The sequence below is a fragment of the Dactylosporangium darangshiense genome, assembly GCF_039537565.1.
Lineage (GTDB): Bacteria > Actinomycetota > Actinomycetes > Mycobacteriales > Micromonosporaceae > Dactylosporangium > Dactylosporangium darangshiense.
Window position 1 is genome coordinate 1 of the sequence record NZ_BAABAT010000070.1, and the last position, 22,545, is coordinate 22,545.

Annotated in this window: 25 protein-coding genes and 1 pseudogene; 15 read left to right on the forward strand and 11 right to left on the reverse strand. The window is 71.7% G+C overall.

Annotated elements, in window-relative coordinates; translation table 11 throughout:
• The 3 genes and pseudogenes from ABD901_RS53810 to ABD901_RS59370 all read right to left on the reverse strand — a co-directional run.
• The coding region (locus tag ABD901_RS53810; protein ID WP_345142833.1) for a transposase at positions 1–308 on the reverse strand (308 nt) is incomplete at its 3' end.
• Positions 308–490, reverse strand: a complete 183-nt coding sequence (locus ABD901_RS53815) for a hypothetical protein (RefSeq protein ID WP_345142838.1) — start codon at positions 488–490, stop codon at positions 308–310. The genes ABD901_RS53815 and ABD901_RS53810, both read right to left, overlap by 1 nt.
• 41 nt (positions 491–531) lie before the next feature.
• A pseudogene (locus tag ABD901_RS59370) lies at positions 532–663 on the reverse strand (transposase); the annotation flags it as partial.
• A 394-nt stretch (positions 664–1,057) separates the two neighbouring features.
• Between ABD901_RS59370 and ABD901_RS53820 the strand changes: the two are divergent.
• From ABD901_RS53820 to ABD901_RS53830, 3 genes are all read left to right on the forward strand, one after another.
• Positions 1,058–1,258: a hypothetical protein gene (locus ABD901_RS53820; RefSeq protein ID WP_345142841.1), complete on the forward strand. Its 201-nt coding sequence runs from the start codon at positions 1,058–1,060 to the stop codon at positions 1,256–1,258.
• Positions 1,259–1,317: 59 nt separating this feature from the next.
• Entirely contained in the window at positions 1,318–1,785 is a 468-nt protein-coding gene (locus ABD901_RS53825) for a hypothetical protein (RefSeq protein WP_345142844.1), read from the forward strand.
• A 168-nt stretch (positions 1,786–1,953) separates the two neighbouring features.
• Positions 1,954–2,472, forward strand: a complete 519-nt coding sequence (locus ABD901_RS53830) for a GNAT family N-acetyltransferase (protein WP_345142847.1) — start codon at positions 1,954–1,956, stop codon at positions 2,470–2,472.
• Between the two features lie 138 nt (positions 2,473–2,610).
• Here ABD901_RS53830 and ABD901_RS53835 read toward each other — a convergent pair whose 3' ends face one another.
• Positions 2,611–3,273, reverse strand: coding sequence for a response regulator (locus ABD901_RS53835; RefSeq protein WP_345142850.1), 663 nt, complete (start codon positions 3,271–3,273; stop codon positions 2,611–2,613).
• Positions 3,245–4,618, reverse strand: a complete 1,374-nt coding sequence (locus tag ABD901_RS53840) for an MFS transporter (RefSeq protein ID WP_345142853.1) — start codon at positions 4,616–4,618, stop codon at positions 3,245–3,247. Before ABD901_RS53840 ends, ABD901_RS53835 begins: the two co-directional genes overlap by 29 nt.
• A gap of 134 nt (positions 4,619–4,752) precedes the next feature.
• Between ABD901_RS53840 and ABD901_RS53845 the strand changes: the two genes are divergently transcribed.
• Positions 4,753–6,117, forward strand: a complete 1,365-nt coding sequence (locus tag ABD901_RS53845) for an FAD-dependent monooxygenase (RefSeq protein WP_345142856.1) — start codon at positions 4,753–4,755, stop codon at positions 6,115–6,117.
• Between the two features lie 264 nt (positions 6,118–6,381).
• On the opposite strand, the gene ABD901_RS53850 is transcribed toward ABD901_RS53845, so the two are convergent.
• Complete coding sequence (locus ABD901_RS53850) at positions 6,382–7,848, reverse strand: multicopper oxidase family protein (protein ID WP_345142860.1); 1,467 nt, start codon at positions 7,846–7,848, stop codon at positions 6,382–6,384.
• Between the two features lie 142 nt (positions 7,849–7,990).
• Between ABD901_RS53850 and ABD901_RS53855 the strand changes: the two genes are divergently transcribed.
• Entirely contained in the window at positions 7,991–8,653 is a 663-nt protein-coding gene (locus ABD901_RS53855; protein ID WP_345142864.1) for a permease prefix domain 1-containing protein, read from the forward strand.
• Positions 8,654–8,656: 3 nt separating this feature from the next.
• Here the strand turns inward: ABD901_RS53855 and yidD are convergent, their stop codons facing one another.
• Both yidD and ABD901_RS53865 read right to left on the reverse strand, forming a co-directional pair.
• The gene (yidD, locus tag ABD901_RS53860; protein ID WP_345142867.1) at positions 8,657–9,082 is read right to left on the reverse strand and encodes a membrane protein insertion efficiency factor YidD; all 426 of its coding nucleotides are present in this window, start codon (positions 9,080–9,082) and stop codon (positions 8,657–8,659) included.
• Positions 9,083–9,115: 33 nt separating this feature from the next.
• Positions 9,116–9,700, reverse strand: coding sequence for a TetR/AcrR family transcriptional regulator (locus ABD901_RS53865; protein WP_345142870.1), 585 nt, complete (start codon positions 9,698–9,700; stop codon positions 9,116–9,118).
• Positions 9,701–9,796: 96 nt separating this feature from the next.
• On the opposite strand from ABD901_RS53865, the gene ABD901_RS53870 reads away from it, so the two are divergent.
• Positions 9,797–11,242: an MFS transporter gene (locus ABD901_RS53870; protein WP_345142874.1), complete on the forward strand. Its 1,446-nt coding sequence runs from the start codon at positions 9,797–9,799 to the stop codon at positions 11,240–11,242.
• A 92-nt stretch (positions 11,243–11,334) separates the two neighbouring features.
• On the opposite strand, the gene ABD901_RS53875 is transcribed toward ABD901_RS53870, so the two are convergent.
• Both ABD901_RS53875 and ABD901_RS53880 read right to left on the reverse strand, forming a co-directional pair.
• The gene (locus tag ABD901_RS53875; protein ID WP_345142877.1) at positions 11,335–11,760 is read right to left on the reverse strand and encodes a hypothetical protein; all 426 of its coding nucleotides are present in this window, start codon (positions 11,758–11,760) and stop codon (positions 11,335–11,337) included.
• 108 nt (positions 11,761–11,868) lie between these two features.
• Positions 11,869–12,960: a glycosyltransferase gene (locus tag ABD901_RS53880; protein ID WP_345142880.1), complete on the reverse strand. Its 1,092-nt coding sequence runs from the start codon at positions 12,958–12,960 to the stop codon at positions 11,869–11,871.
• A gap of 120 nt (positions 12,961–13,080) precedes the next feature.
• On the opposite strand from ABD901_RS53880, the gene ABD901_RS53885 reads away from it, so the two are divergent.
• The 3 genes from ABD901_RS53885 to ABD901_RS53895 all read left to right on the forward strand — a co-directional run bounded on the left by ABD901_RS53885 (position 13,081) and on the right by ABD901_RS53895 (position 15,427).
• Positions 13,081–13,431: a YciI family protein gene (locus tag ABD901_RS53885; RefSeq protein ID WP_345142882.1), complete on the forward strand. Its 351-nt coding sequence runs from the start codon at positions 13,081–13,083 to the stop codon at positions 13,429–13,431.
• A gap of 19 nt (positions 13,432–13,450) precedes the next feature.
• Positions 13,451–14,701: an RNA polymerase sigma factor gene (locus ABD901_RS53890; RefSeq protein ID WP_345142885.1), complete on the forward strand. Its 1,251-nt coding sequence runs from the start codon at positions 13,451–13,453 to the stop codon at positions 14,699–14,701.
• A 93-nt stretch (positions 14,702–14,794) separates the two neighbouring features.
• The gene (locus ABD901_RS53895; protein WP_345142887.1) at positions 14,795–15,427 is read left to right on the forward strand and encodes a hypothetical protein; all 633 of its coding nucleotides are present in this window, start codon (positions 14,795–14,797) and stop codon (positions 15,425–15,427) included.
• Here ABD901_RS53895 and ABD901_RS53900 read toward each other — a convergent pair.
• Complete coding sequence (locus ABD901_RS53900; RefSeq protein WP_345142890.1) at positions 15,409–16,284, reverse strand: N-acetylglucosamine kinase; 876 nt, start codon at positions 16,282–16,284, stop codon at positions 15,409–15,411. The genes ABD901_RS53895 and ABD901_RS53900 overlap by 19 nt on opposite strands.
• A gap of 96 nt (positions 16,285–16,380) precedes the next feature.
• Between ABD901_RS53900 and ABD901_RS53905 the strand changes: the two genes are divergently transcribed.
• The 6 genes from ABD901_RS53905 (at position 16,381) to ABD901_RS53930 (ending at position 22,493) form a co-directional block, all read left to right on the forward strand.
• Positions 16,381–17,298, forward strand: a complete 918-nt coding sequence (locus tag ABD901_RS53905) for a MurR/RpiR family transcriptional regulator (RefSeq protein WP_380136788.1) — start codon at positions 16,381–16,383, stop codon at positions 17,296–17,298.
• A gap of 2 nt (positions 17,299–17,300) precedes the next feature.
• Complete coding sequence (locus ABD901_RS53910) at positions 17,301–18,047, forward strand: sugar isomerase domain-containing protein (protein ID WP_380139786.1); 747 nt, start codon at positions 17,301–17,303, stop codon at positions 18,045–18,047.
• A gap of 17 nt (positions 18,048–18,064) precedes the next feature.
• Complete coding sequence (gene ngcE, locus ABD901_RS53915; protein WP_345142896.1) at positions 18,065–19,486, forward strand: N-acetylglucosamine/diacetylchitobiose ABC transporter substrate-binding protein; 1,422 nt, start codon at positions 18,065–18,067, stop codon at positions 19,484–19,486.
• A complete protein-coding gene (locus tag ABD901_RS53920; protein ID WP_345142899.1) occupies positions 19,486–20,394 on the forward strand; it encodes a carbohydrate ABC transporter permease in 909 nt (302 codons plus the stop codon). The genes ngcE and ABD901_RS53920 overlap by 1 nt, the downstream gene beginning before the upstream one ends.
• A 23-nt stretch (positions 20,395–20,417) precedes the next feature.
• On the forward strand, positions 20,418–21,206 hold the full coding sequence (locus ABD901_RS53925; RefSeq protein WP_345142961.1) for a carbohydrate ABC transporter permease: 789 nt from the start codon (positions 20,418–20,420) through the stop codon (positions 21,204–21,206).
• A gap of 69 nt (positions 21,207–21,275) precedes the next feature.
• A complete protein-coding gene (locus ABD901_RS53930) occupies positions 21,276–22,493 on the forward strand; it encodes a glycosyl hydrolase (RefSeq protein ID WP_345142902.1) in 1,218 nt (405 codons plus the stop codon).
• Positions 22,494–22,545 lie beyond the last annotated feature (52 nt).

Genomic DNA, 22,545 nt, shown 5'->3' on the forward strand with positions numbered 1-22,545 from the left:
GAGCCAACCATCGCCACTGGCCCCAGCCCGACCGGCCCCACACCGAAACCATCGCCATCGCCGAGCCGTCCAAACCCGCCCCGGTCAAACTCGACCTCTACGCGATCACTTAAGTCAGCGGTATTGGTGCTAGGCCCTGTCTCGCGGATCTTTGGTGCCTGGTCAGCCTTGATCGGAATGGTTGCTGAAATGTCGCGTCGGCGCAGGTGCGAGCGGATCGCTTTCGACGAGTAAGCCTTGTCCGCCAGCACGTGTCCGGGGCGGGTCCGGGGCCGCGCGGCTCGGCTCCGGATGCGAATGTCGGCCATCACTTGCTCGAAACCGGTGCAGTCGGCACGTTGACCCGATGTGGTGTGCCTGGCGACGTGTCGACGCTCACGGTCCACTCCCGGCCCTCCGCGACGTCGCAGTCGATACGTAACGCGTCGCAGATCCGCGCCCAGGTCCCGTCCATCGCCCAGCGGCGCTTGCGCTGAAGACCGTCTTCCACGGCCCGAACCGTTCCGGCAAGTCTCGCCAGGTCACCCCGGTCCGCTCACGGAACAGAATCGCAGAAATGACGGTTCGGTGGTCCCGCCACCGACCCCCACGCGCCGGATCCGGCGGCAGTAAGGACTCCAACGACTGCCACTCGGCGTCAGTCAACTCATGCCGTCGAGACACGACCGTCCAGGCCGTGTCTCGTGGATCAATGAACCGGAATGAGCCGTAGCGTCCTGTTGTTGGTCCGGGACGCTATGGCTGCCCGATTTGAGCTCACCGATCCCGAGTGGGATCTGCTCGCCCCGCTGCTGCCCACCAAAGCCCCGCGAGGTGGCCGGTGGCAGGGGATCAGCCGCACCCTCACCGCCGGGCAACGCCACGACCGCATCGGCTACCCGGCGGTCATGGCCGGTATCCGCATGCCCGCGCCGCCGCGGCCGACCCAGAGCCAGGCCCGCGCGGATCCTGGGCGACAGGGCCTACTCCATCCGCGCGATCCGCACAGACCTGCGCCGCCGCGGCATCGCCGCCACCATCTACGAACGCGTCGACCAGCAGGCCAACCGCCGCAGACGTGGCGCCGCCGGTGGGCGTCCGCCGACGTTCGACGCTGAGCGGTACAAGGACCGCAACACCGGTCGAACGTGCGGTCGGCAAGCTCAAACAGTTCCGCGCCGTGGCCACCCGCTACGACAAACGCGCCTTCATGTACCGGGCCACGGTCGACGTCGCCACCATCAAAATCTGGCTCCGCGACATCACCCAACATCCATAATCCACCAAGACCTGTCCCGGATCGGACGGGCGTGGATATCGGCCCGGGTAGAAGATGTCATGGCGTATACCGTTCGACTGGACCTCGAAGACCTCCGTGTTCTCAGCGGCACGGACGCTCCACTGTGGGCAAAATGTTGGATCGATTTCGACGGTATCGAGTTCCCCGGTATCGGCTGGTCCGACTTCATCGGATCGGTGGCCGGCTCCACCCTGACGGCCGTTCAGGACCTCACCGGCGGGACCGGTGAAGCCTGCACATACTTCTTCGACGGCCCCTACTACATCGCCTACCGGATGATCCCGAACAGCGACTGGACCCTCCAGGTCGAAGCCAACTGCGATCGCACTGGTGAACCCGTCACCCTGTGGACCGGTCACATCCAGCTACGGGACCTGATCGAGTCGTGGCTGGCCGCGATCGACGCGATACTCGCGCACTGCCGACAGCACAATCTCACGGGCAAGGGCATTGCCATCCTGCAGGAAACCCGATCAGGGCTGGAAGCCGCCACCGCTGGGACGTGATTCACCCCCGTGATCGCCTGCCACGCACCGTCACCGGAGCCTGACCCATAAGGGGCCAACGTCACCCACGAGTCTCCGCCATCTCCATGATCCACAAGACGCGGCCTAGCTACCGCACCGCCTTCCCCACACAGGAGCGACACGCCGAACAACCGCAATGATGAGGACATGGACGAGGTGATGATCCGAGACCGACAACCAAGCGACGTGCAGCCGTGCGTCGACCTGCTCGCCGACGTGCATCGCCTCGATGGCTACCCGCTGAACTGGCCGGCCGACCCGCACCGATGGCTTTGCCCGCCCGACATGTTGCACGCATGGATCGCCACGACCGACAGCGCCGCCGTGGTAGGACACGTCGCGGTACATGCCGCTCCCGGCCCGTCGGGAGACCACGGTCCAGCACGGCCGTCCGCCGAGGTCGGCCGTCTGTTCGTCGCACCCGCGTTCCGCCGGGACCACGTCGCGACGAGGCTTCTGCAGAACGCGCGACGATGGGCCGCCGACTATCGCACCGACCTGACGCTGGAGGTCGTCGCAAGCCAACGGTCAGCGGCCATCGCACTGTACGAGCGCACCGGTTGGCAGCACCTTCACACCACGACGGCGAACTGGACCACCCCGGACGGCGGCCCCGTCATGCTACGCCGCTACACACTCCACCAAGATCCACGAGACGGGGCCTAAGCCCGATCCGACGTTCATGCGGGCCCAGCAACGGACCTGCGAGAGACGCTTGGCGCTGGCGGGCCTTTCACATCCAACGCTACACGACGCCAAAAAACTGGATCATCGAGCATTGCTCACCGTAACCGCCAAATACCCTCAGGAGCCGGGGCGGACGCGGTTCGTTTCGTAGGCCCACATGGCGATCTCGACGCGGTTGCGGACGCCCAGCTTGAGCATCAGGGCGGTTACGTGCGTCTTCACCGTGCTCAGCGTGATGAAGAGCTCGTCGGCGATCTCGTTGTTCGTCCGGCCCCGCGCCACCTTCGCCAGGACCTGCTCCTCGCGCTCCGTCAGGGGGTCCGCGGGGCGGCGGGGCGGGGCCTTCGGGCCGGCGTCGGCGAAGGCGCGCAGCAGGCGCGTCGTGACGCTCGGGGCGATGAGGGCGTCGCCCGCCGCGGCCGCGTGCACGGCCTGGGCGAGCAGGGCGGGGCCGGCGTCCTTCAGGAGGAAGCCGCGGGCGCCGGCGCGCAAAGCCGCGTAGACGTACTCGTCCAGGTCGAACGTCGTGATCACCACGACGGCGATCGGGTCGTCGACCGCCGGGCCGGCCAGTTGACGGGTCGCCTCCAGGCCGTCCATCACCGGCATGCGCACGTCCAGCAGACACACGTCGGGGCGTAGGCGGCGCGCCAGGTCGACGGCGCGGCGGCCGTCGGGGGCCTCGCCGACCACCTCGATGTCGGGCTGGGCGTTGAGGATCATTGTCAGGCCGGTGCGCACGATCTCCTGATCATCCGCGACCAGCACCCGCACGCTCACCGGCCAATGGTATTGGCGGCGCAGAAGGCTCAGATCCGCCGAAAGTACGACCGGCCACCGCGACCGCGGCCACGGCGGGCACGAGGGCGACGGCGAACGCGGCGACGTACGCGACCGGGCCGGCGTCCACGAGGGCGGCGAAGAGAGAGCCGCCGACGGCGAGCGCGGTGGTGGTGAGCAGCGCGTCGGCGACCGACAGGGCGGCGCTGTTCGCGCCCTGGTCGGACGGGGCGGAGTAGCGCAGCACGAGCGCCGCGGCGGCGGGGGAGACGAGGCCCATGCCGAAGCCGCCGAGGCACCAGCCGGCGACGACTACGGCTACGGGTACCGACGAGAAAGCCAGCGCCATCGCGGACAGCACGCCCAGGGCGATGCCGGCCGAGCCGAGCCGCAGGCGGGTCGCGTCGGACAGGCGCTGGGCCTGCCGCGCCTGCACCCACGAGCCGGCCGACCAGAACAGCGCGCCGACGGTCACCGTGAGGCCGGCCAGCGCCGGGCTCAGGCCGCGCTCGCGGGTGAGCAGCAGGGGGATGAAGACGTCCGTCTGCACGAACGCGGCACCGGCCAGGCCGCGCAGCAGCACGATGGCGGGCAGGCCGCGCGCGGCGGCGAAGGCGCCCGGGGGCAGCAGGCGCGCGCCGCAGAACAGCGCCACGACGAGCCCGACCGCGAGCACCGCGACGCCGGCCGGCGACGCATTCTGCCCGCCCACATACAGCAACAGTGCGCCAAAAGCCGCACCTAAAGACCAGTAAATTCGAACGGAATACGAAATGTCCGAAGTGCTCCCGCCGGCCAAGCCGCGCACCCGCGGCCAGACCAAAGCCATCGACGGTACCGCTGCCACAACGACGAGCAGGAAGACCCAACGCCAGCCGATGTACTGCACGATCGCCCCGGCCACGGCGGGCCCGAGGATCGCCGGCAGGACCCAGGCCGCGGACAGGGCCGAAAGGACCCGAGCGTGCTCCGACTCGGGGTAGGCCCGCCCGATGACGACGAACAGCGCCACGTTCACCAGCCCGCCGCCGAAGCCCTGCAGCAGGCGACCCGCCACGAGCACCCACATGTGCGGCGCCAGCCCGGCGACCAGGAGCCCCGCGCAGAACAGGACGACCCCGGCGGCGGTCGGCCGGGCCGGCCCGGCGCGGTCGCACCAGGCGCCCGCCAGCACCATCCCGACCAGGCTGGTCGCGAGCGCCCCGCCGAACGCGAAACCGTACAAGGCCAGCCCGTCGAGAGCCCGGGCAACGGCCGGCATGGCCGCGGTGACCGCCACCGCCTCGAAGGCGACCAGCGTGACCAGGGTCACCATCCCCACGGTGAGCGCGCGTCTGTTCTCCACGCACCGAAATCTCGCACTTCAACAGGGCTTCAGGTCAAGTCGCGGGCGATTTCACCGCGTGTTGACATCGACCTCGCCCGCGGTCAACAATTGTTTGCCAACACTTGTTGACCTAATCGGCCCGAGGAGGAGCCATGAAGATCGTCATCGCCGGAGCCGGGCCTACGGGCCTGCTGCTCGCCGGGGATCTCGCCGCCGCCGGCATCGACGTCACGGTGCTCGAGCGCCGCGCCGGCGAGTCCAACCTCACCCGCGCGTTCGCCGTGCACGCCCGCACCCTGGAGCAGTTCGACGCCCGGGGCATCGCCGAGGACGTGATCGCCACCGGCACCGCGGTGTCGCGGCTGCGGCTGTTCAACCGGATCTCGCTGGACCTCGGCGGGCTCCCTTCGCGGTACCCGTTCGTCCTCATCACCCCGCAGTACAACGTCGAGCGCGTGCTCGAGGAGCGCGCCGTGAAGGCGGGCGTGCGCATCGTCCGCGGTGCGAGCGTCACCGGCGTCGAGCAGGACGCCGACGGGGTCGAGGTGCGCACCGACGGCGGGCCGACCTATCGAGCCGACTACCTCGTGGGCGCCGACGGCGCGCACAGCGGCGTGCGCGGCGCGCTCGGCCTGGAGTTCCCCGGCCAGGCCGTGGTCCGCTCGCTGATGCTCGCCGACGTGCGCCTCGCCGAGCCGCCCGAGGAGGCGATCACGGTCACCGCGGTCGGCTCCGCGTTCGCGTTCGTGGCGCCGTTCGGCGACGGGTGGTACCGCGTGTTCGCCTGGAACCGCGAGCACCAGGTGCCCGACAGCACCCCGCTGGAGCTCCACGAGGTGCGCGACACCGTGCGCCAGGCCTTCGGCACCGACTTCGGCATGGGCGAGTGCCGCTGGCTGTCGCGGTTCCACAGCGACGAGCGCCAGGTCGAGCGGTACCGCACGGGCCGCGTCTTCCTCGCCGGCGACGCGGCGCACGTGCACTCACCCGCCGGCGGCCAGGGCATGAACACCGGCCTGCAGGACGCGGCGAACCTCGGCTGGAAGCTCGCCGCCGTCGCCGCCGGATGGGCGCCGGACGGGCTGCTCGACTCCTATCAGGAGGAACGGCACGCGGTCGGCCGGCTCGTGCTGCGCACCAGCGGCGGCATCATCCGCCTCGCGCTGCTGCAGTCGCGCGCCGCGCGGCTGGGCCGCGACGCGATCGCCGGGCTGGCGCTGCACGTCCCGGCCGTGATGCGCCGCGCGACCGGCACCGTCTCCGGCGTCGGCATCGACTACCCGCACGCGCCCCGGCACGAGGACGTCGACCTGGGCCCCACCCGGCTGTACGAGCTGCTGCGCGCCGGTCGGCACGTGCTGCTCTCGCCGACCGCGCCGAGCGGGTACGACGACCGCCTCACCCACGCCCGCGCCGAGCGGTGCGCATTGGTGCGGCCGGATGGCTACACCGCGTGGACCGGCACCGAGGGAGACCTCCCGGTAGCGCTCCGCGCGCATCTCGGGGCGCCCCGGTGACGAACGACACGTCGATATCTCGATCCCTTGACATGGGAGCGTTGATCGATGTGTCATGCCGGTCACAGAGCGGTCTCGTTGGGATCTCGTCCGCTACGACGACGAGACACACGGGGACGACGGAACGCTTGCGAGACGTGCCGGGCCCCGCGCCGCCACGGGGGGCCCGGCACCCTCAGGACGCCGCCTCCGCTTCGCTCCGGCACCGCCCTGAGTCAGAGCTGTGCCCGTTGTTCGCGGCTCCTCCGCTTCGCTCCGGACCGCTCATCCGTGTGTCAGCCTCGGCTGGTCGCCCTTCTCGACGATCACGAACTGCCCCATCATCCCTTCGTCCTCGTGCTTGAGGACGTGGCAGTGGAACATGTACGCCGTCGTCGGGTCCGCGTAGTCCGCGAACCGGGCGATGATGCGGAACGTCCGCCCCTCGGCCAGGTACAGCGTGTCCTTCCACCCCGACAGCTCCCCGGGCGGCGGTGCCCCGTCGACGGCGAGCACCTGGAACTGCACGTCGTGGATGTGGAAGCTGTGCGGGGTGTCGTGGCCGTTGCGCACGTTCCACACCTCGACGGTGTCCTTGACGATGACGGCGTCGACGCGGTCCATGTCCATCTTCCGGTCGTTGATCTCGCGGCCGCTGAAGGTGAACGAGCGCGTCTGCGCGGCCTGTGCCGGGTCCAGCCGCGGCGTGGCGACCAGGGTCTTGGGCAGGGCCGCCGGCGTCAGCGTCGCCGCGGCGCGCAGCTGCAGGATGTCGAAGGCGTCCTGGCCGCCGTTGAACTTGCTGCCCAGATCCCCGCCGAGGGACTGCACGCTGCGCAGGGCCACCCGCTCGCCCGGGCGCATCTCCACCACGATCTCGGCGCGCTCGCCGACCGAGAGCCGCACGTGGTCGGTCATGAAGGGCTTGTCGAGCAGGCCGCCGTCGGTGCCGACGAGCGCGAACGGCCGGCCGTCGCCGAGGCGGAAGTTGTAGATGCGCGCGGTGGACGCGTTGAGCAGGCGCAGGCGGACGAGCTCGGAGTGCACGTCGAGGTACGGGCTGGGGGTGCCGTTGACGAGGATCTGGTCGCCCAGGACGCCGATGTCGCTGCCGAAGCGGCCGGCCATGGACAGTTGGTCGCCGTCGAAATCCTTGTCCTGCACCATCACCGGCACGTCGTCCACGCCGTAGTCGTGCGGCAGCGCGGCCTGTGCGGGTTCGTCGTCGTCGACGATGAACATGCCGGCCAGGCCGCGGTACACCTGCTTCTCCGTCGTCTCGCTCGGATGCGGGTGGTACCACAGCGTCGCCGCCGGCTGGTCGACCGTCCACGCGGCCTGGAACGAGCCGCCGGCCGGGATCGGGTGGTGCGGCCCGCCGTCGACCTTCGCCGGCAGGTGCATGCCGTGCCAGTGCACGGTCGTCGCCTCCGGCAGGGAGTTGCGGACGTTGACCACGACCTGCTCGCCGCGCTTGGCCCGCAGCGTCGGGCCGAGGTACGCCCCGTTGTAACCCCACGTGCGCGTCGCGCCGTGCCCGAGGTCGCTCTCGCCGGCCTGGGCACGCAGCTCGAACACGCGCCGGCCCTGCCCGTCGACCGTCGAGGCGGCCAGCGGCGGCACCCGCAGCGGCCGGTCGAAGTCGACCCGCTGGTCCAGCGGCGGCCGGGCAAAGAACCAGGTGATCGCGGCGACCCCGCCGCCGCAGCACAGCAGCAGCAGGCCGAGGCCTCCGAGCAGCCACTTCCGCACGGTCATTCCTCCCACATGTAGTTCGGCTACATGTAGGCTCCCTTGTCGTAGCGGCCGCTCGCCAGACCCGAGCCGGGAACCCGGGGAAACCTCAGGGTCTACCCGGACTGCATGGCGCGGCGATTCTCGGCATGCTGAGTTCGTGCTTACCGCCGGACCCATCGACGCCTACGTCGCCTCGCTGAGCGGCGCCCTGCGCGGCCCGCGGGCGGCGAAGGCGGACCTGGTCACCGAGGCGCGCGACGGCCTGGCCGACGCCGCGGCCCGCTACGAGGAGGACGGCCTGGACCGGGCCGCCGCCGAGCGCGCCGCCGTCGAGGAGTTCGGCGCGGTGGCCGACCTCGCCCCGGAGTACCAGCGCGAGCTGGCCCTGGCGCAGGGCCGGCGCACGGCGATCCTCGTCGGCACCGCGGTCGCCGCGCAGTCGATCGTCTCCGAACTGGCCTGGCGCAGCGCCGCGGCCGGCTGGACGTGGCAGCCCAACCGCGCCTACGCGGTGCTGGCCAACGCCGTCGACTACACCGCCTACGCCGTCGTGGCCGGCGCGCTGCTCGCCGCCCTGGCGTGCGGCATCGGCAGCCGCTACGTGGACGTGGGCCGCTCGTTCGTGCGCGCCACCGGCATCGCCGCGATCGCGGTCGTCGCCTTCTTCGCGGCCGGCGGCCTGCTGCTGACGGCCTTCAGCCCGTTCGGGCACCACCACGGCACGACCACGCTGGTGTCCGCGACCGCAACCGTCGTCACGGCGACGCTGCCGATCTGGATGTCGTACTCCGGCCTGCGCTGCGTCCGCGCCGCCGGCTAGCACCTACGGCACCGGGTCGACGCTCCCGCGCGGTGTCGACGGGTTGCAGCGGCGGATCCGCGCCGCGGTCAGCCGCGATCCCTCGACCAGCCCGTAGCGCGCCACCGCCTGCAGCCCGTAGTTGCTGCACGTCGGCACCTGGCGGCAGCGGGTCGGCAGGTGTGGGGAGAGCCAGCGCTGGTACCCCTTGATCGCCGCCATCCCGGCCCGGCCCGGCCCGGAGGCGGCGCGCCGCGGCGGGCGGGTCGGCGCGGCGATCGCCATCAGCGACAGCAGCGAGCCGATCATGAACGGGCTGCAGTCGCAGTCGCAGAAGTCGAGATCGCAGTCGGGTCCGCAGTCGCGGCTGCGCCGCCGGCGCCGCTGCTCCTGCATGCGGCGCTGTTCGCGGCGCGCGCGCCGGATCGCCAGGATCTCGCCGATTCGCATGGCGGCGATTGTCGGCAGCGCCGCCCGCGGTGATCAAGCCTTGGTCGTGGTTCTGACGCCGTCCATGAGCAGCCGGATGAGCCGCTCGGCCCGCTCGTCGCCGTCCGCGCCCGGCTCGACGATGACCATGCCGGCGCCGTGCCCGATGCGCAGCAGGTCGACGCCGTCGATGTCGGTGCGGGCCACGCCCGCCTCCTGCGCGCGGGTCAGCAGCGCGGTCGCCGACCAGCGCATCATGTCGCGGGTTTCGATCATGATGTCGGCCTCGAGGCCGTGCACCTCCTTGAGCGTTTCCGACAGCCCCCGGTAGCGGCGCAGGTGCCCGACGAGCGCGCGCAGCCACGCCTCCAGCGCCTTGTCCGGGTCGGGCTCCTCCTCCAGCAGCCGGGCGGCCTCGTCGCGCAGGCGCTCCACCCGCTCGTGGAACACGGCCTCGAGCAGGTGCTGGCGGGTCGGGAAGTGGCGGTACAGCGTCCCGGGCCCGACGCCCGCGCGCTTGGCGATGTCGTCGAGCGACGCCTCCGCGCCCCGCTCGGCGATGGCCTCGGCCGCGACGGCGAGGAGCCGGTCGAAATTGCGCCGGGCGTCCGCGCGCTGCGGCCTGGCGATGGGCGCCATGGAACCCCCTTGTAAACCGGAGACAGTCTCCGTATTGTCGGGACCGGAACCGGAGACTCTCTCCCATTCGTAGGTTAGCAGGGAGGCCGTTCAACCATGCCCAGGCACCGCCTCGCCCTCGCCGTGATCGTCTCCTGCCAGCTGCTGCTCGGCATCGACGCCACCATCGTCAACGTCGCGCTGCCGGGCGTCTCCGCGGCGCTGCGCTTCGCCCCGGCCGACCTGGCCTGGGTGCTCAACGCCTACACCATCGCCTTCGCCGGCCTGCTGCTGCTCGGCGGCCGCCTCGGCGACGTCCTCGGCCGGCGGCGCATGTTCGTCACCGGCGTCCTCGTCTTCACCGCCGCCTCGCTCGCCGCCGCGCTGGCCGAGAACCCCGGCTGGCTGCTGACCGCCCGCGCCGTGCAGGGCGCCGGCGCCGCGCTCGCCTCGCCGAGCACCCTAGCGCTCATCACGGGCACGTTCCGCGAGGGCCAGGAGCGCAACCGGGCGCTGGGCATCTCCTCGGCGGTCATCAGCGGCGGCGCGTCGCTCGGCCTCGTCCTCGGCGGCCTGGTCACCGCGGCCGTGAGCTGGCGGTGGGTGTTCCTGGTCAACGTGCCGATCGGGGTCCTCATCGCCGCGCTGGCGCTGCGCCTGCTGCCCGAGACGCAGCGCCATGCGGGCCGCTTCGACGTGCCCGGCGCCCTGACCGGCACCGCGGGGATGGCCGGCGTCGTGTACGCGCTGATCCGGGCCGCCGCCGCGGGCTGGTCCGACCCCCTGGTGCTCGCGGGCTTCGCCGCCGCCGCGGTCGCGCTCGCCGCGTTCGTCGCCATCGAGGCGCGCACGGCGGCGCCGATCGTGCCGCTCGGGCTCTTCCGGGATTCGAGGCGCTCGGCCGGGTACGCCGCGCTGCTGCTCGTCGGCCCCAGCCTCATCGGCCCGTTCTTCTTCCTGACGACGTACCTGCAGCAGGTGCGCGGCTGGGGTCCGGTGGCAACGGGTCTCGCGTTCCTGCCGATGACCGGCGGCCTGTTCACCGCGGCCCGCCTCGTGCCCCGGCTGCTGGCCCGCTTCGGGCACCGGCGTGTCATCGGGTGCGCGCTCGCCGCCGACGTCGTCGCGGTGCTGCTGCTGTCGCGGGTCGGCCCGCACAGCTCCTACTTCGGCGTGCTCGGGCCGCTGGCGCTCGTCGGGCTGGGCGGGGGTTGCGCGTTCGTCCCGCTGTACACCCTCATCCTGTCCCGGGTCGGCGGGCGCGAGGCCGGCGCGGCGTCCGGGGTCCTGCAGACCACGCAGTGGCTGGGCAGCTCGTTCGGCCTGGCCGTGATGGTGGCGGCGGCCGGCTCGTCGGGCATGGGCCGCGGCTTCGTCGCGGCCGCGACGCTTGCCGCAGCCGCGTTGGTACTCCTGCTGTCGGTGCTACGCCCTGCGAACCCGGGCACCGCAGACGCGAAAACGCACCCGGATGGCCGACTTCGTGCGGGCGGCCGGGAACGTCCGGACGGTCCCGGACACCCGGACGAAGTCGAACAACCGAGTGCGTCGCTTGGGGGCTGAATGCTGTGGTGGGAGTGGGTTGCCCGGCCGCCGGGGCTGATCCGCCGGCCGGGCGCCTGAGCCACCACACCATGAACACAAAGCGCTGTGTCTTACTTGGCCGCGATCTCCGCCTCGCCGCCGTGGTACTCCGTGCCCTCCACGAAGGCGGTGTCGAAGCGCTCACGCAGGGCGTCCAGCTCCGAGTAGTCGGCCTGGTGGGCGTGCTCGCTGCCCTCGGCGGCGAAGACGTGGTCGTCCTCGGTCGCGTCGTGCGAGTAGTTGGTGTAGTCGTCCGACTCGTAGTGCACGGCCGGGGCCTGGTCGTACTCGACGTGGTGGCCCTGCGAGAAGTCGGTCGACTCCGCCGCGTGGTGGTCGGCCTCGTACACGCCGTACTGCTTGTCGTAGTCCGACTCGGAACCCTGCGCCTGGTGCAGCTGGTCGAGGGCGCCGTGCTCCTGGCCGGCCTCGTAATGGCCGTAGTCGACGTCGTGGCCGCCGTCGTGGCCGTCGTAGCCCGGGTCGTAGTCGCTCATGGTGCGCTCCTTTGGAGTGTGGTTTGGTGTGGCCTTGCGATACGTAGAACGTTAGGCCCGGTCGCTCTCCGTCGAATCCCGGAAACGTGCCACCACAGAGCGTGAGGTTCAGGCCAGGGCCTCCAGGCGCGGGAGCACCTCCTCGGGGGTCGGCATGGCGGCGATCTCGGCGCGCAGGGACGCCGCGGCCGCGCGGAACGACGCGCCGGTCAGGACCGCGTGCAGGGCCTCGGCGGCGTCCGGCGGGGTGGTGTCCACGGCGTCCAGGACCCGCGCAACGCCCAGCTCCGCGCAGCGGTCGGCGTTCGCCGGCTGGTCGGCGCCCATTGGCAGCAGCACCATCGGCAGGCCGTACGACAGGGCGCCGACCACCGTGCCGGAGCCGGCGTGCGAGATGACCGCCGAGCAGCGCGGCAGGAGGGTGGCCTGCGGGATGTACCGCTCGACGCGCACGTTCGGCGGCTGCTCGCCCAGCTCCCGCGGGTCGATGCCGCCGCCGACCGTGACGACCAGGTCGATTGGCAGGTCCCGCACGCCCGCCAGGACGCGGGTGAACAGGTCGCCGGACTCCGTGTTGAAGATCGTGCCCAGCGTGAAGTACACGGTCCGCGGGGTGGTGGGGGAGAGCTCGGCCGGCGGCATCGGGCGCATGGGGACGGTGCCGGTGCGGGCGTGGAAGCTCGGCGGGGCCGGTGAGATCACCAGGTGGCGGTCCAGCATCGCCAGGGTCGGGTCGGCGGGGAGGCCGTGCTCGGCCCGGGCCTCGTCCAGCAGCGCCGCCAGGCCGTCCGGGCGGCCGAACGTGCCGGCGGCCAGGACCACGACCGAGGCGTGCGGGATGCCGAGGGACTCGGCGGCGATCATGCTGCCGAAGTCGGCCTCGTCGCAGACGATCACGTCGGGGCGCCACCGGCGGGCGACCTCGGACGTGGTGGTGGCGCGCTCGCGGGCGATCCAGCCGCCGAAGCCGTCGCGGAACTCGCGCTCCTCGCGGATGCGGTCCAGGCGGGCCAGGGCGGGGCGCCCGGCCTCCGGGTCCGCGGGGTCGGTGCCGGCGGGGAAGCCCTCGAAGTCCTTCGGCAGGACGCCTGGGCGGCCGGTCACCGCCACGGCGTGGCCGCGCCCGGCGGCGGCGCGGGCGAGGGGGAGGAGGGGCTGCAGGTGGCCGTTGCCGCCGGCGAAGGCGAAGAGGACGCGCATGGCGGGATGATCTCCAAACTTTTTTCCGTGGCGTTGTCGAAGACGGCGGGCGCCGCTCGACGCGGTGGTGAAGGCTGGTCCGTCAGGCGAGCCAGCCACCTTACCGAGGAGGACACCGAAATGCGGTACATGCTGATGCACAAGCTCGACGACTCGAACCCGGCGCTGTGGCAGCCGACGCCCGAGTTCATCGCGAAGTTCGGCGAGTACATGGAGGAGGTCAACAAGGCGGGCGTCCTGCTCGCCGCCGAAGGCCTGCTGCCGAGCTCCGCGGGTGCGGCGGTCATCCGCGTCACCGACGGTCAGACCACCGTCACCGACGGGCCGTTCGCGGAGGCCAAGGAGGTCATCGGCGGCTTCGGGATCCTGCAGGTGCGCGACCACGCCGAGGCCGTCGAGTGGGCGAAGCGCTTCGCGGCGCTGTTCGACAACGTCGAGGTCGAGGTGCGAGTGGTCTCCGAGTACGAGTGATCGCGGCTATGTTGGGCCCGTGACAGCGGGTACCGATGCGAAATCAGCGATCGAGGCGGTCTGGCGGATCGAGGCGGCGCGGGTGATCGCCGGCGTCGCCCGGCTCGTCGGCGACGTCGGCCTCGCTGAGGAGCTTGCGCAGGACGCCCTCGTGGCGGCGCTGGAGCAGTGGCCGTCGGAGGGCGTCCCGCGCAACCCGGGCGCGTGGCTCATGACCGCAGCCAAGCGGCGCGGGATCGACACGATCCGCCGCCAGCAGGTGCTGCAGAAGCACCTGCCGGCGCTGGCCGGGCAGGAGTCGACTGATGATTCGGAGTTCGATGCGGTGCTCGAGCAGGACCCCATCGAGGACGACCTCCTGCGCCTGATCTTCACCGCGTGCCACCCCGTGCTCAAGCCCGAGGCGCGGGTGGCGCTGACCCTGCGGATGCTCGGCGGGCTGTCCACCGACGAGATCGCCCGCGCGTTCCTCGTGCCGGACGCGACCGTCGGGCAGCGCATCAGCCGGGCCAAGCGGGCCCTCGCCGACGCGAAGGTCCCCTTCGAGCTGCCCACCGGCGCCGACCGGGCGGCCCGGCTCACCTCCGTGCTGGAGGTCATCTACCTGATCTTCAACGAGGGGTACTCCGCGACGGCCGGCGACGACTGGATGCGCCCGGCCCTGTGCCAGGAGGCGATGCGCGTCGGCCGCGTGCTGGCCGGGCTGATGCCGGCCGAGGCCGAGGTGCACGGGCTGGTCGCGCTGCTGGAGATCCAGGCGTCGCGCTCGGCGGCGCGCACCGGCCCCGACGGCAAGGTCGTCACGCTGCTCGAGCAGGACCGCCGCCGCTGGGACCGGCTGCTCATCACCCGCGGCCTCGCGGCGCTCGCCCGCGCCGAGGAGCTCGGCGGCGGCACCTACACCCTGCAGGCCGCCATCGCCGCCTGCCACGCGCGGGCGCGCACCGCCGAGGAGACCGACTGGCCGGCGATCGCGGGCCTCTACGCGCGCCTGGCCGAGCTGGCCCCGTCGCCGATCGTCGAGCTCAACCGCGCCGTCGCCGTGTCCATGGCCGAAGGACCGGGCGCGGGCCTGGCCGTGCTCGACCCGCTCCTGGAGGAGCCGGCGCTGCGCGGGTACCACCTGCTGCCTTCGGTCCGCGGCGACCTGCTCTTCAAGCTCGGCCGCCGCGCCGAGGCGCGCGCCGAGTTCGAGCGGGCGGCCGGCATGACCCGCAACGAGGCCGAGCGCGCGCTGCTGCTCGGCCGCGCGGAGGAGTGCGTTGCGTGAGGCGGAGCGGGCCTGCGCGTCGGGCCGGTGCCGTCACGCATTGGCCACCGGGCGCTCTGACGGCGGTCACATCGGGGGGCTAGCTTCGCGCGAGTGAACGCGGTGGACGGGTACTGCGAGCGGCTGGGGCCGGGGCTGTGGGCCGAGCCGCTCAACGCGGTCTCCAACGTGGCGTTCCTCATCGCCTCGGCCCTGCTGCTGGCGCGGTACTGGCGCGGCGGGCCGCGGACGCTGCCGATCCTGCTCGGCGTCGTCGGGCTGTGCAGCCTGTCGTTCCACACCTTCGCGACCGGGGCCACGGCGGCGCTGGACTCGCTGTCGATCCTCGTCTTCGTGCTCGTCGCGCTGGTGCTGCTCGTCCGCTACGGGCTGCGGATGCGCGCGTCGCTGGCCTGGCTGGCCGCGCCCGCGTTCGTGTTCTTCGCCGTGATCGTCGACCTGCTGCTGGCGCTGGCCGGCCCGCGGTACACCCTCGGCGGCTACCTCCCGCCCGGCCTCGCCCTGGCCGGCCTCGCGGTGGCGCTGCGGTCGCGGCTCCTGCTCGCGGCGACCGGCGTCTTCGCCGTGTCGCTGACGCTGCGCACCCTCGACGAGCCGCTGTGCGGCCGGATGCCGATCGGCACGCACTGGCTGTGGCACTGCCTCAACGCCGTCGTGCTCTCCCTCGTCGCCGTCGACGTCGCCGGCCGCATGCGGCACGCGTCGGCTCACGTCCCGCGACGGTAACGCCGCAGCGCCAGCCGGGCGGCACCCAGCGCGGGGTCGCGCGCGGTGCCCACCTCCGTCCCACGGGCCTCGAGGGTGGCCAGGACGCCACGGCGGACCGGGGTGTCGGCGACCAGCAGGCCGCCCGCCAGCACGACCGGTGCGGACGGGGCGCCGAGGGAGTCCAGGGTGGACACGAGGCGCCCGGCCGCCTCGGCGACGATCGCCGACGCGTCCGGGTCGCCGGCGTCGGCCAGCTCGCACACGAGCGGGGCCAGGGCGCCGAACGGCGGCAGCGCCTGGGCCCAGTGGACCAGCTCGTCGGCGTTGGCGGCGCCGGCGTGCGCGGCGACCTTGCGCCCGAGCGCCGAGTCGAAGCCGCGCACCGCGCGGCGGGTCGCCTGCAGGCCCAGCCACAGGCCGGAGCCCTCGTCGCCGAGCAGCCAGCCCAGCCCGTCGGCGACCGGGCCGATGTCGAGGTCGTCGACCAGGGCGGCGACCGCGCCGGTACCGCTGATGAGCACCGCGCCCGCACGCCAGTCCCCGCCGGCGGCGAACGCGGTCGCCGCGTCCCCGACCAGGGACATCTCGCACGTCAGGCCCAGCGCCGCCCACTCGCGCGCGAACGCGTCGGCGACGGCCGGGTCGGCCACGGCGCTGCACCCGGCTACGCCGGCCACGCCCGCGGCGACGGTGGCCGGGTCGATGCGAAGGAGCGCCGACCGCAGCGCCGACCCGACGGCGCGTGCGGCCGACACACCGGCGGCCGACGGGTTGCCCGGGCCGGCGGCACCGCGGCCGAGCACGGCACCCGACAGGTCCGTGACCACGGCCTTCGACGCGGTCCCACCCGCGTCGACACCAACCACGACAGCCATGGCGTCGATGGAAGCATAGAAAATGCTTATTGACTAGAAGTTGAAGTGGTCGTAATTTTCATCGCCAAGGCAGGCTGATGAAAAGGATGACCGAAGGTGACCGGTGAAAGTGGCGGGCTGCTCGGGCGGCTGCGCATCGAGGGTCCGACGATGCCGGACGCCCTGGCGAAGATCGCCGAGACGATCCTGGGCGATCCGGAGACGGCCGCGCACGCCAGCATCGTCGACCTCGCCGAGCGCTCGGGCACCTCGACGGCGACCGTCACGCGGTTCAGCCGGACGCTCGGCTTCAAGGGCTACGCGAACCTGAGGGTGGCGATCGCGACCGAGACCGGGCGGGCCGAGCAGGCGCGCTGGGAGACCGACATCAGCGGCGACATCGCGCCCGACGACCCCCTCGGCGACGTGCTGGGCGTGATCACCGCGGCGGACACCCGGGCGATCCAGGCGACCGCGGCCGGGCTGGACGTCGCCGCCGTGGAGCGGGTCGCCGAGGCGATCGCCGGCGCCGGGCGGGTGGAGATCTTCGGGCTCGGCTCCAGCGGCACCGCCGGGCGGGAGATGGCCTTCCGGCTCGAGCGCATCCGCGTTCCGGTCTGGTACCGCTCCGACAGCCACACCGCGCTCACGAACGCCGCACTGCTGGGCCCCGGCGACGTCGCCATCGGCCTGTCGCACTCCGGCCGGACCCGCGAGGTGCTCGAGACCCTCGCCGAGGCGGCCGACCACGGTGCGATGACGGTGGCGGTGACGTCGTTCGGGCGCTCGCCGCTGGCCGAGGTGGCCGACATCGTGTTCACCACCTCGGTACACGAGACCACCTTCCGGGTCGCGGCCCTCTCCGCGCTGCACTCCCAGCTGCTGGTCCTGGACCTCATCTACGTCGCGGTGGCGCAGCGCACCTACGAGCGCACCGCCGAGGCCCTCGAGCTCACCGTGCGCGCCGTCGACGCGCACCGGGTGCCCGACACGACCAACAACCGCAAGCGACCACGGAGGGAAAAGCCGCTGTGACCATCAGAAGTGCCGACTACGTCGAGGTGATCCGCGCCGCCGTCGAACGGGTCGGGACCACCCAGGGCGACAAGGTGGCGCACGCCGCCGACCTCATCACCGCCACGGTGCAGGCGGGCGGGGTGATCCAGGCGTTCGGCTGCGGGCACTCCGAGGCGCTCGCCATGGAGATCGCCGGCCGCGCCGGCGGGCTGGTGCCGAGCAACCGCATCGCGCTGCGCGACATCGTGCTCTACGGCGGCGAACCGCTCAGCGCCCTGGCCGACCCCAACCTGGAGCGCACGCCCACCGTGGCGCACAAGCTCTACGACCTGGCGCCCGTCAAGCCCGACGACACGTTCGTCATCGCCTCCAACTCCGGCGTCAACGGCGCCGTGGTGGAGATGGCCCAGCTGGTCAAGCAGCGCGGCCACGCGCTCATCGCGATCACGTCGGTGGAGCACTCCTCGCGGGTGGACTCGCGCCACGAGAGCGGCATGAAGCTCGCCGACTTCGCCGACGTGGTGCTCGACAACGGGGCGCCGTACGGCGACGCGTCGCTGCCGCTGCCCGGCGGCGGCGCCGTCGGGGCCGTCTCCTCGATCACCGCGGCGCTGCTGGCCCAGCAGATCGTCACCGAGGTGGTGGCGCGCCTGCTGGCGCTCGGCGTCACGCCGCCGGTCTACCTGTCCGACAACGTCCCTGGCGGGCGGGAGCACAACGCAGCACTCGAAGCGCGGTACGCCGGGCGCATCCGGCGTACCGCATAAAGGAGAGAAGGCCTGCTATGAACCCCTCACCTTCAACTGCAACCTACCCCAGCCGCCGTTCGATCCTGAAGGGCGTCGCCGGGATCGCGGCGGCAGCGCCGCTGCTCAGCGCCTGTGTCACCGGCGGGAGCGACGACCCGAAGCCGGCCGCGAATGCCGGCGCGAAGAGCGCTGACAACCCGCTGGGCGTCAAGGACGACGCCCCGCTGGAGGTCGTGATCTTCAAGGGCGGCTACGGCGACGACTACGCCAAGCACGCCGAGGACCTCTACAAGCAGAAGCACGCGAAGGCGACGATCGACCACAAGGGCATCCAGAAGGTCGGCGAGGCGCTGCAGCCCCGCTTCGTGGCCAACACGCCCCCGGACGTGGTCGACAACACCGGCGCCGGCCGGCTCGACCTCGCCACCCTGGTCGGCGCCAAGCAGCTGTCGGACCTCTCGGAGCTGCTCGACGCGCCGTCGTTCGACGACCCGAACACGAAGGTCCGCGACACGCTGCTGCCGGGCGTGGTCGACGACGGCACCTTCGACAAGTCGGTCCTGGTGCTCAACTTCACCTACACCGCCTGGGGCCTGTGGTACTCCAAGCCGCTGTTCGCGAGCAAGGGCTGGACCTACCCGAAGACCTGGGACGAGATGCTCGCCCTGTGCGCCACCATCAAGGGCGCGGGCATCGCGCCGTGGACCTACCAGGGCAAGTACCCGGAGTACATCAACGACCCGCTGCTGTCGATGGCGGCCAAGACCGGCGGCACGGACCTGATCAAGGCCGTCGACAACCTGGAGCCCAACGCCTGGAAGGCCGACGGGCTCAAGGCCGCCGCCGAGGCGTTCGCCGAGCTGGCCGGCAAGGGCTACATCATGGCCGGCTCGGAGGCGCTGTCGCACACCGAGTCGCAGGCCGCCTGGTGCCAGGGCAAGGCCGCGTTCATCCCGTGCGGCTCGTGGCTGGAGAGCGAGCAGAAGGACGTCGCGCCCAAGGGCTTCGACATGGTGATGGGCGCCGTGCCGGCGCGCACGACGAGCGACAAGATGGGCGCCGCCGCGGTCCAGGCCGCGAGCTCCGAGTCGTTCCTGGTGCCGGCGAAGGCCAAGAACGCGGCCGGCGGCATGGAGTACCTGCGGATCCTGTTCTCCAAGCAGTCGGCGAAGGCGTTCGCGCAGAGCGCGGGCACGCTGCCGGCGGTGGCGGGCGCGACCGACGGGCTGACGCTGTCCAGCGGCCTGGGCTCGACCCGCGACGCGGTCACCGCGGCCGGCAAGGAGGCCTTCACCTTCCGCTTCCGGACCTGGTACGCGCCGCTGGCCAAGGCCGTCGACGACGCCACTGGCGAGCTGGTCAACAAGCGCGCCACGGCCGCCGAGTGGGCCGAGCGGGTGCAGAAGGCCGCCGACGCGCTCGCGAAGGACTCCAGCGTCAAGAAGTACACCCGCTGATGAAGCACGGTCGGCTCCGGTTCCTGTTCGGTGCGCTCGTGCCGGCACTGGTGCTGCACGTCGTCTTCGTGCTGTCGCCGTACGCGCAGGCGTTCTACCTCTCGCTCACCGACTGGACCGGCGTGGCCGGCGAGGCGCACTTCGTCGGGGCGGGCAACTACGCCCGCCTCGGCGGCGACGCACTGTTCCTCGACGCGGTGCGCAACAACGCCGTCATGCTCGTCGTGGTACCGCTGGCCACGATCGGCCTGGGCCTGTTCCTGGCGAGCATGCTGCACCTGGGCGGCCGCGACGGCCGCCGGGGCATCGCGGGCTCCCGCGTCTACCAGATCGTGTACTTCTTCCCGCAGCTGCTGTCGCTGGTCGTCATCGCGGTGCTGTGGCAGTTCATCTACAACCCGAACACCGGCCTGCTCAACGGGGTGCTGCGCGGGGTCGGGCTGTCCTCGCTCGCCCGCAGCTGGCTGGCCGAGCCGTCGCTCGCGCTGCCGGCCGTCATGGCCGTGCTCGTGTGGTCGTCGGTCGGGTTCTACATGGTGCTGTTCAGCGCGGCGATCGACTCGATCCCGAAGGAGCTGTTCGAGGCCGCCCTGCTGGACGGCGCGAGCGGCTGGGCCACGTTCCGGCGGGTCACCCTTCCGCTGGTGCGCGACACCGTGCAGGTGGCGTTCGTGTACCTCGGCATCGCCGCACTGGACGGGTTCGCCGTCGTGCAGGTCATGACGGTGGGGCCGGGCGGTCCGGACGGGGCGACCGAGGTGATCGGGCTTTCGCTGTACCGCAACGCCTTCACCTTCGGCAAGTTCGGCTACGCCTCGGCGATGGGGGTCGCGCTGTTCTTCGCGACGCTGACGCTGGCCGTGCTGGCGCTGCGGGCGGGCCGCAAGGAGAGGGTCGAACTCGCGTGAAGCGCGCGCTGCCGCATGTGGCGATGCTCTGCTGGGGCGCGGTCACCGCCCTGCCCCTGCTGTGGGCGGTGCTCAGCTCGTTCAAGACCGACCAGCAGATCCTCAACGACCCCTGGTCGGTGCCGACGACGCCGCACTTCGAGAACTGGTCGCGGGCCTGGAACCAGGCCGACATCGGGCGGTACTTCCTCAACAGCCTCATCGTCGTGGGCGGCGCCCTGCTGCTGACGATGCTGCTGGGCTCGCTGGTGGCCTACGCCCTGGCGCGCTACGAGTTCCGTGGCAACCGGCTGGTCTACTACACGTTCGTCGCGGCCATGTTCTTCCCCGTGTTCCTGGCCCTGGTGCCGCTGTTCTTCGTGGTGCAGCAGCTGGGCCTGCTCGGCACGTACCAGGGCCTGATCCTGGTCTACGCCGCCTACGCGGTGCCCTTCACCGTCTTCTTCCTGCACTCGTTCTTCCGCACGCTGCCGGCCGAGGTGGCCGAGGCGGCGTTCATGGACGGCTGCTCGCACGCGGGCGTGTTCTTCCGCGTGATGCTGCCGATGGCCCGCCCCGGGCTGGTCGCCGTCGGCATCTTCAATTTCCTCGGGCTCTGGAACCAGTACCTGCTGCCGCTGGTTCTCAACCCCGACCCGGACCGGTACGTCCTGGCACAGGGCCTGGCCTCCCTGTCGGTCAGTCAGGGCTACCGCAGCGACTGGAGCGGACTGTTCGCCGGCCTCACCATCGCCATGCTGCCGGTGCTCATCGCCTACGTCGCGTTCCAACGGCACATCCGAGCCGGTATGACCGCCGGCGCGGTCAAGTAAAGCAAGTTCCACGCACTCCTTATCCCCTCAAGGAGGAACCTGCTCATGTCCATCGGTAAACGTCGATCTATGACGATCGCGTCCGTCATCGCGTTGGCCGGCGCGATCGGCGGCGTGGCCATCACCGCGGCCTCGGTCGGCACCGCCAACGCCGCCGCGAACAACTGCGGGTACCTGTTCGACGACTTCAGCTACAGCTCGTCCAGCGACTCGACGCTGACCTCGCACGGATGGGTGCCGCGCACCTACTCCGGCGGCCCGGGCGTGCCCGGCGCCACCTGGTCGGCGGGCAGCATCTCCTTCCCGACCAACGGCGGCCAGAAGGTCATGCAGCTCACCGCGTCGACGGACGGCACCAGCGGGGGAACCAACCAGGCCGAGCTCTACACCAGCCAGAAGCGGTACTTGGAGGGCACCTACGCCAGCCGGATCCGCTTCACCGACGCGCCGGCGAGCGGCAACGACGGCGACCACATCAACGAGACGTTCTTCACCATCAGCCCGCTCAACGGGGATCTCGACCCGACCTACAGCGAGCTGGACTTCTCGGAGTACCTGCCCAACGGCGGGTGGGGCGAGACCGGGCCGATCAACTACCAGACGACCTGGTACACGTACCGCAACGACCCCTGGTACGCCGACAACGTGCACTCGGAGGAGCGTCAGAGCTTCGACGGCTGGCACGACCTGGTCGTCACCGTCTCGGGCGGCCACGTCATCTACTACATCGACGGCCAGCAGGTCGGCGACCACTCCGGCAAGTTCTACCCGCGCCAGACGATGACCATCAACTGGAACCTGTGGTTCATCGACACCGCGGCGCACACCGGCGGCCTGAGCACCTACATCGAGCAGGTCGACTGGGTGCTGTACGCCAAGAACCAGGTCCTTTCCCCGAGCCAGGCGACGGCACAGGCGGCTGCCTACCGCGGCGCGGGCAACGCGTTCACCGACACGGTGGACTCGTCCGGCCCGTGCGTGACCCCGTCCGGCTCGGCGTCGCCGACCGGCTCGGCGTCGCCGTCCAGGTCCCCCTCGCAGTCCCCTTCGGCGTCACCGTCGCCGTCGAAGTCCACGCCCCCGGCGACCAGCTGCACCACGGCGCCGGAGTGGTCGATCAGCGCGGTCTACACGACCGGCCAGACGGTCAAGCACGAGAAGAGCCTCTACGGCGACCCCAACGGCCCGGCTTCGGGTCAGGGCAAGCACCTGTGGCGCGCCAAGTGGTGGACGCAGGGCTCCGAGCCCGGCTGGACCGCCAACTGGGAAGACCTCGGCCACTGCTGACGAAGCTCGCACCACGGGCCGGCGCCCTTGTCCGGGCGCCGGCCCTTCGGCC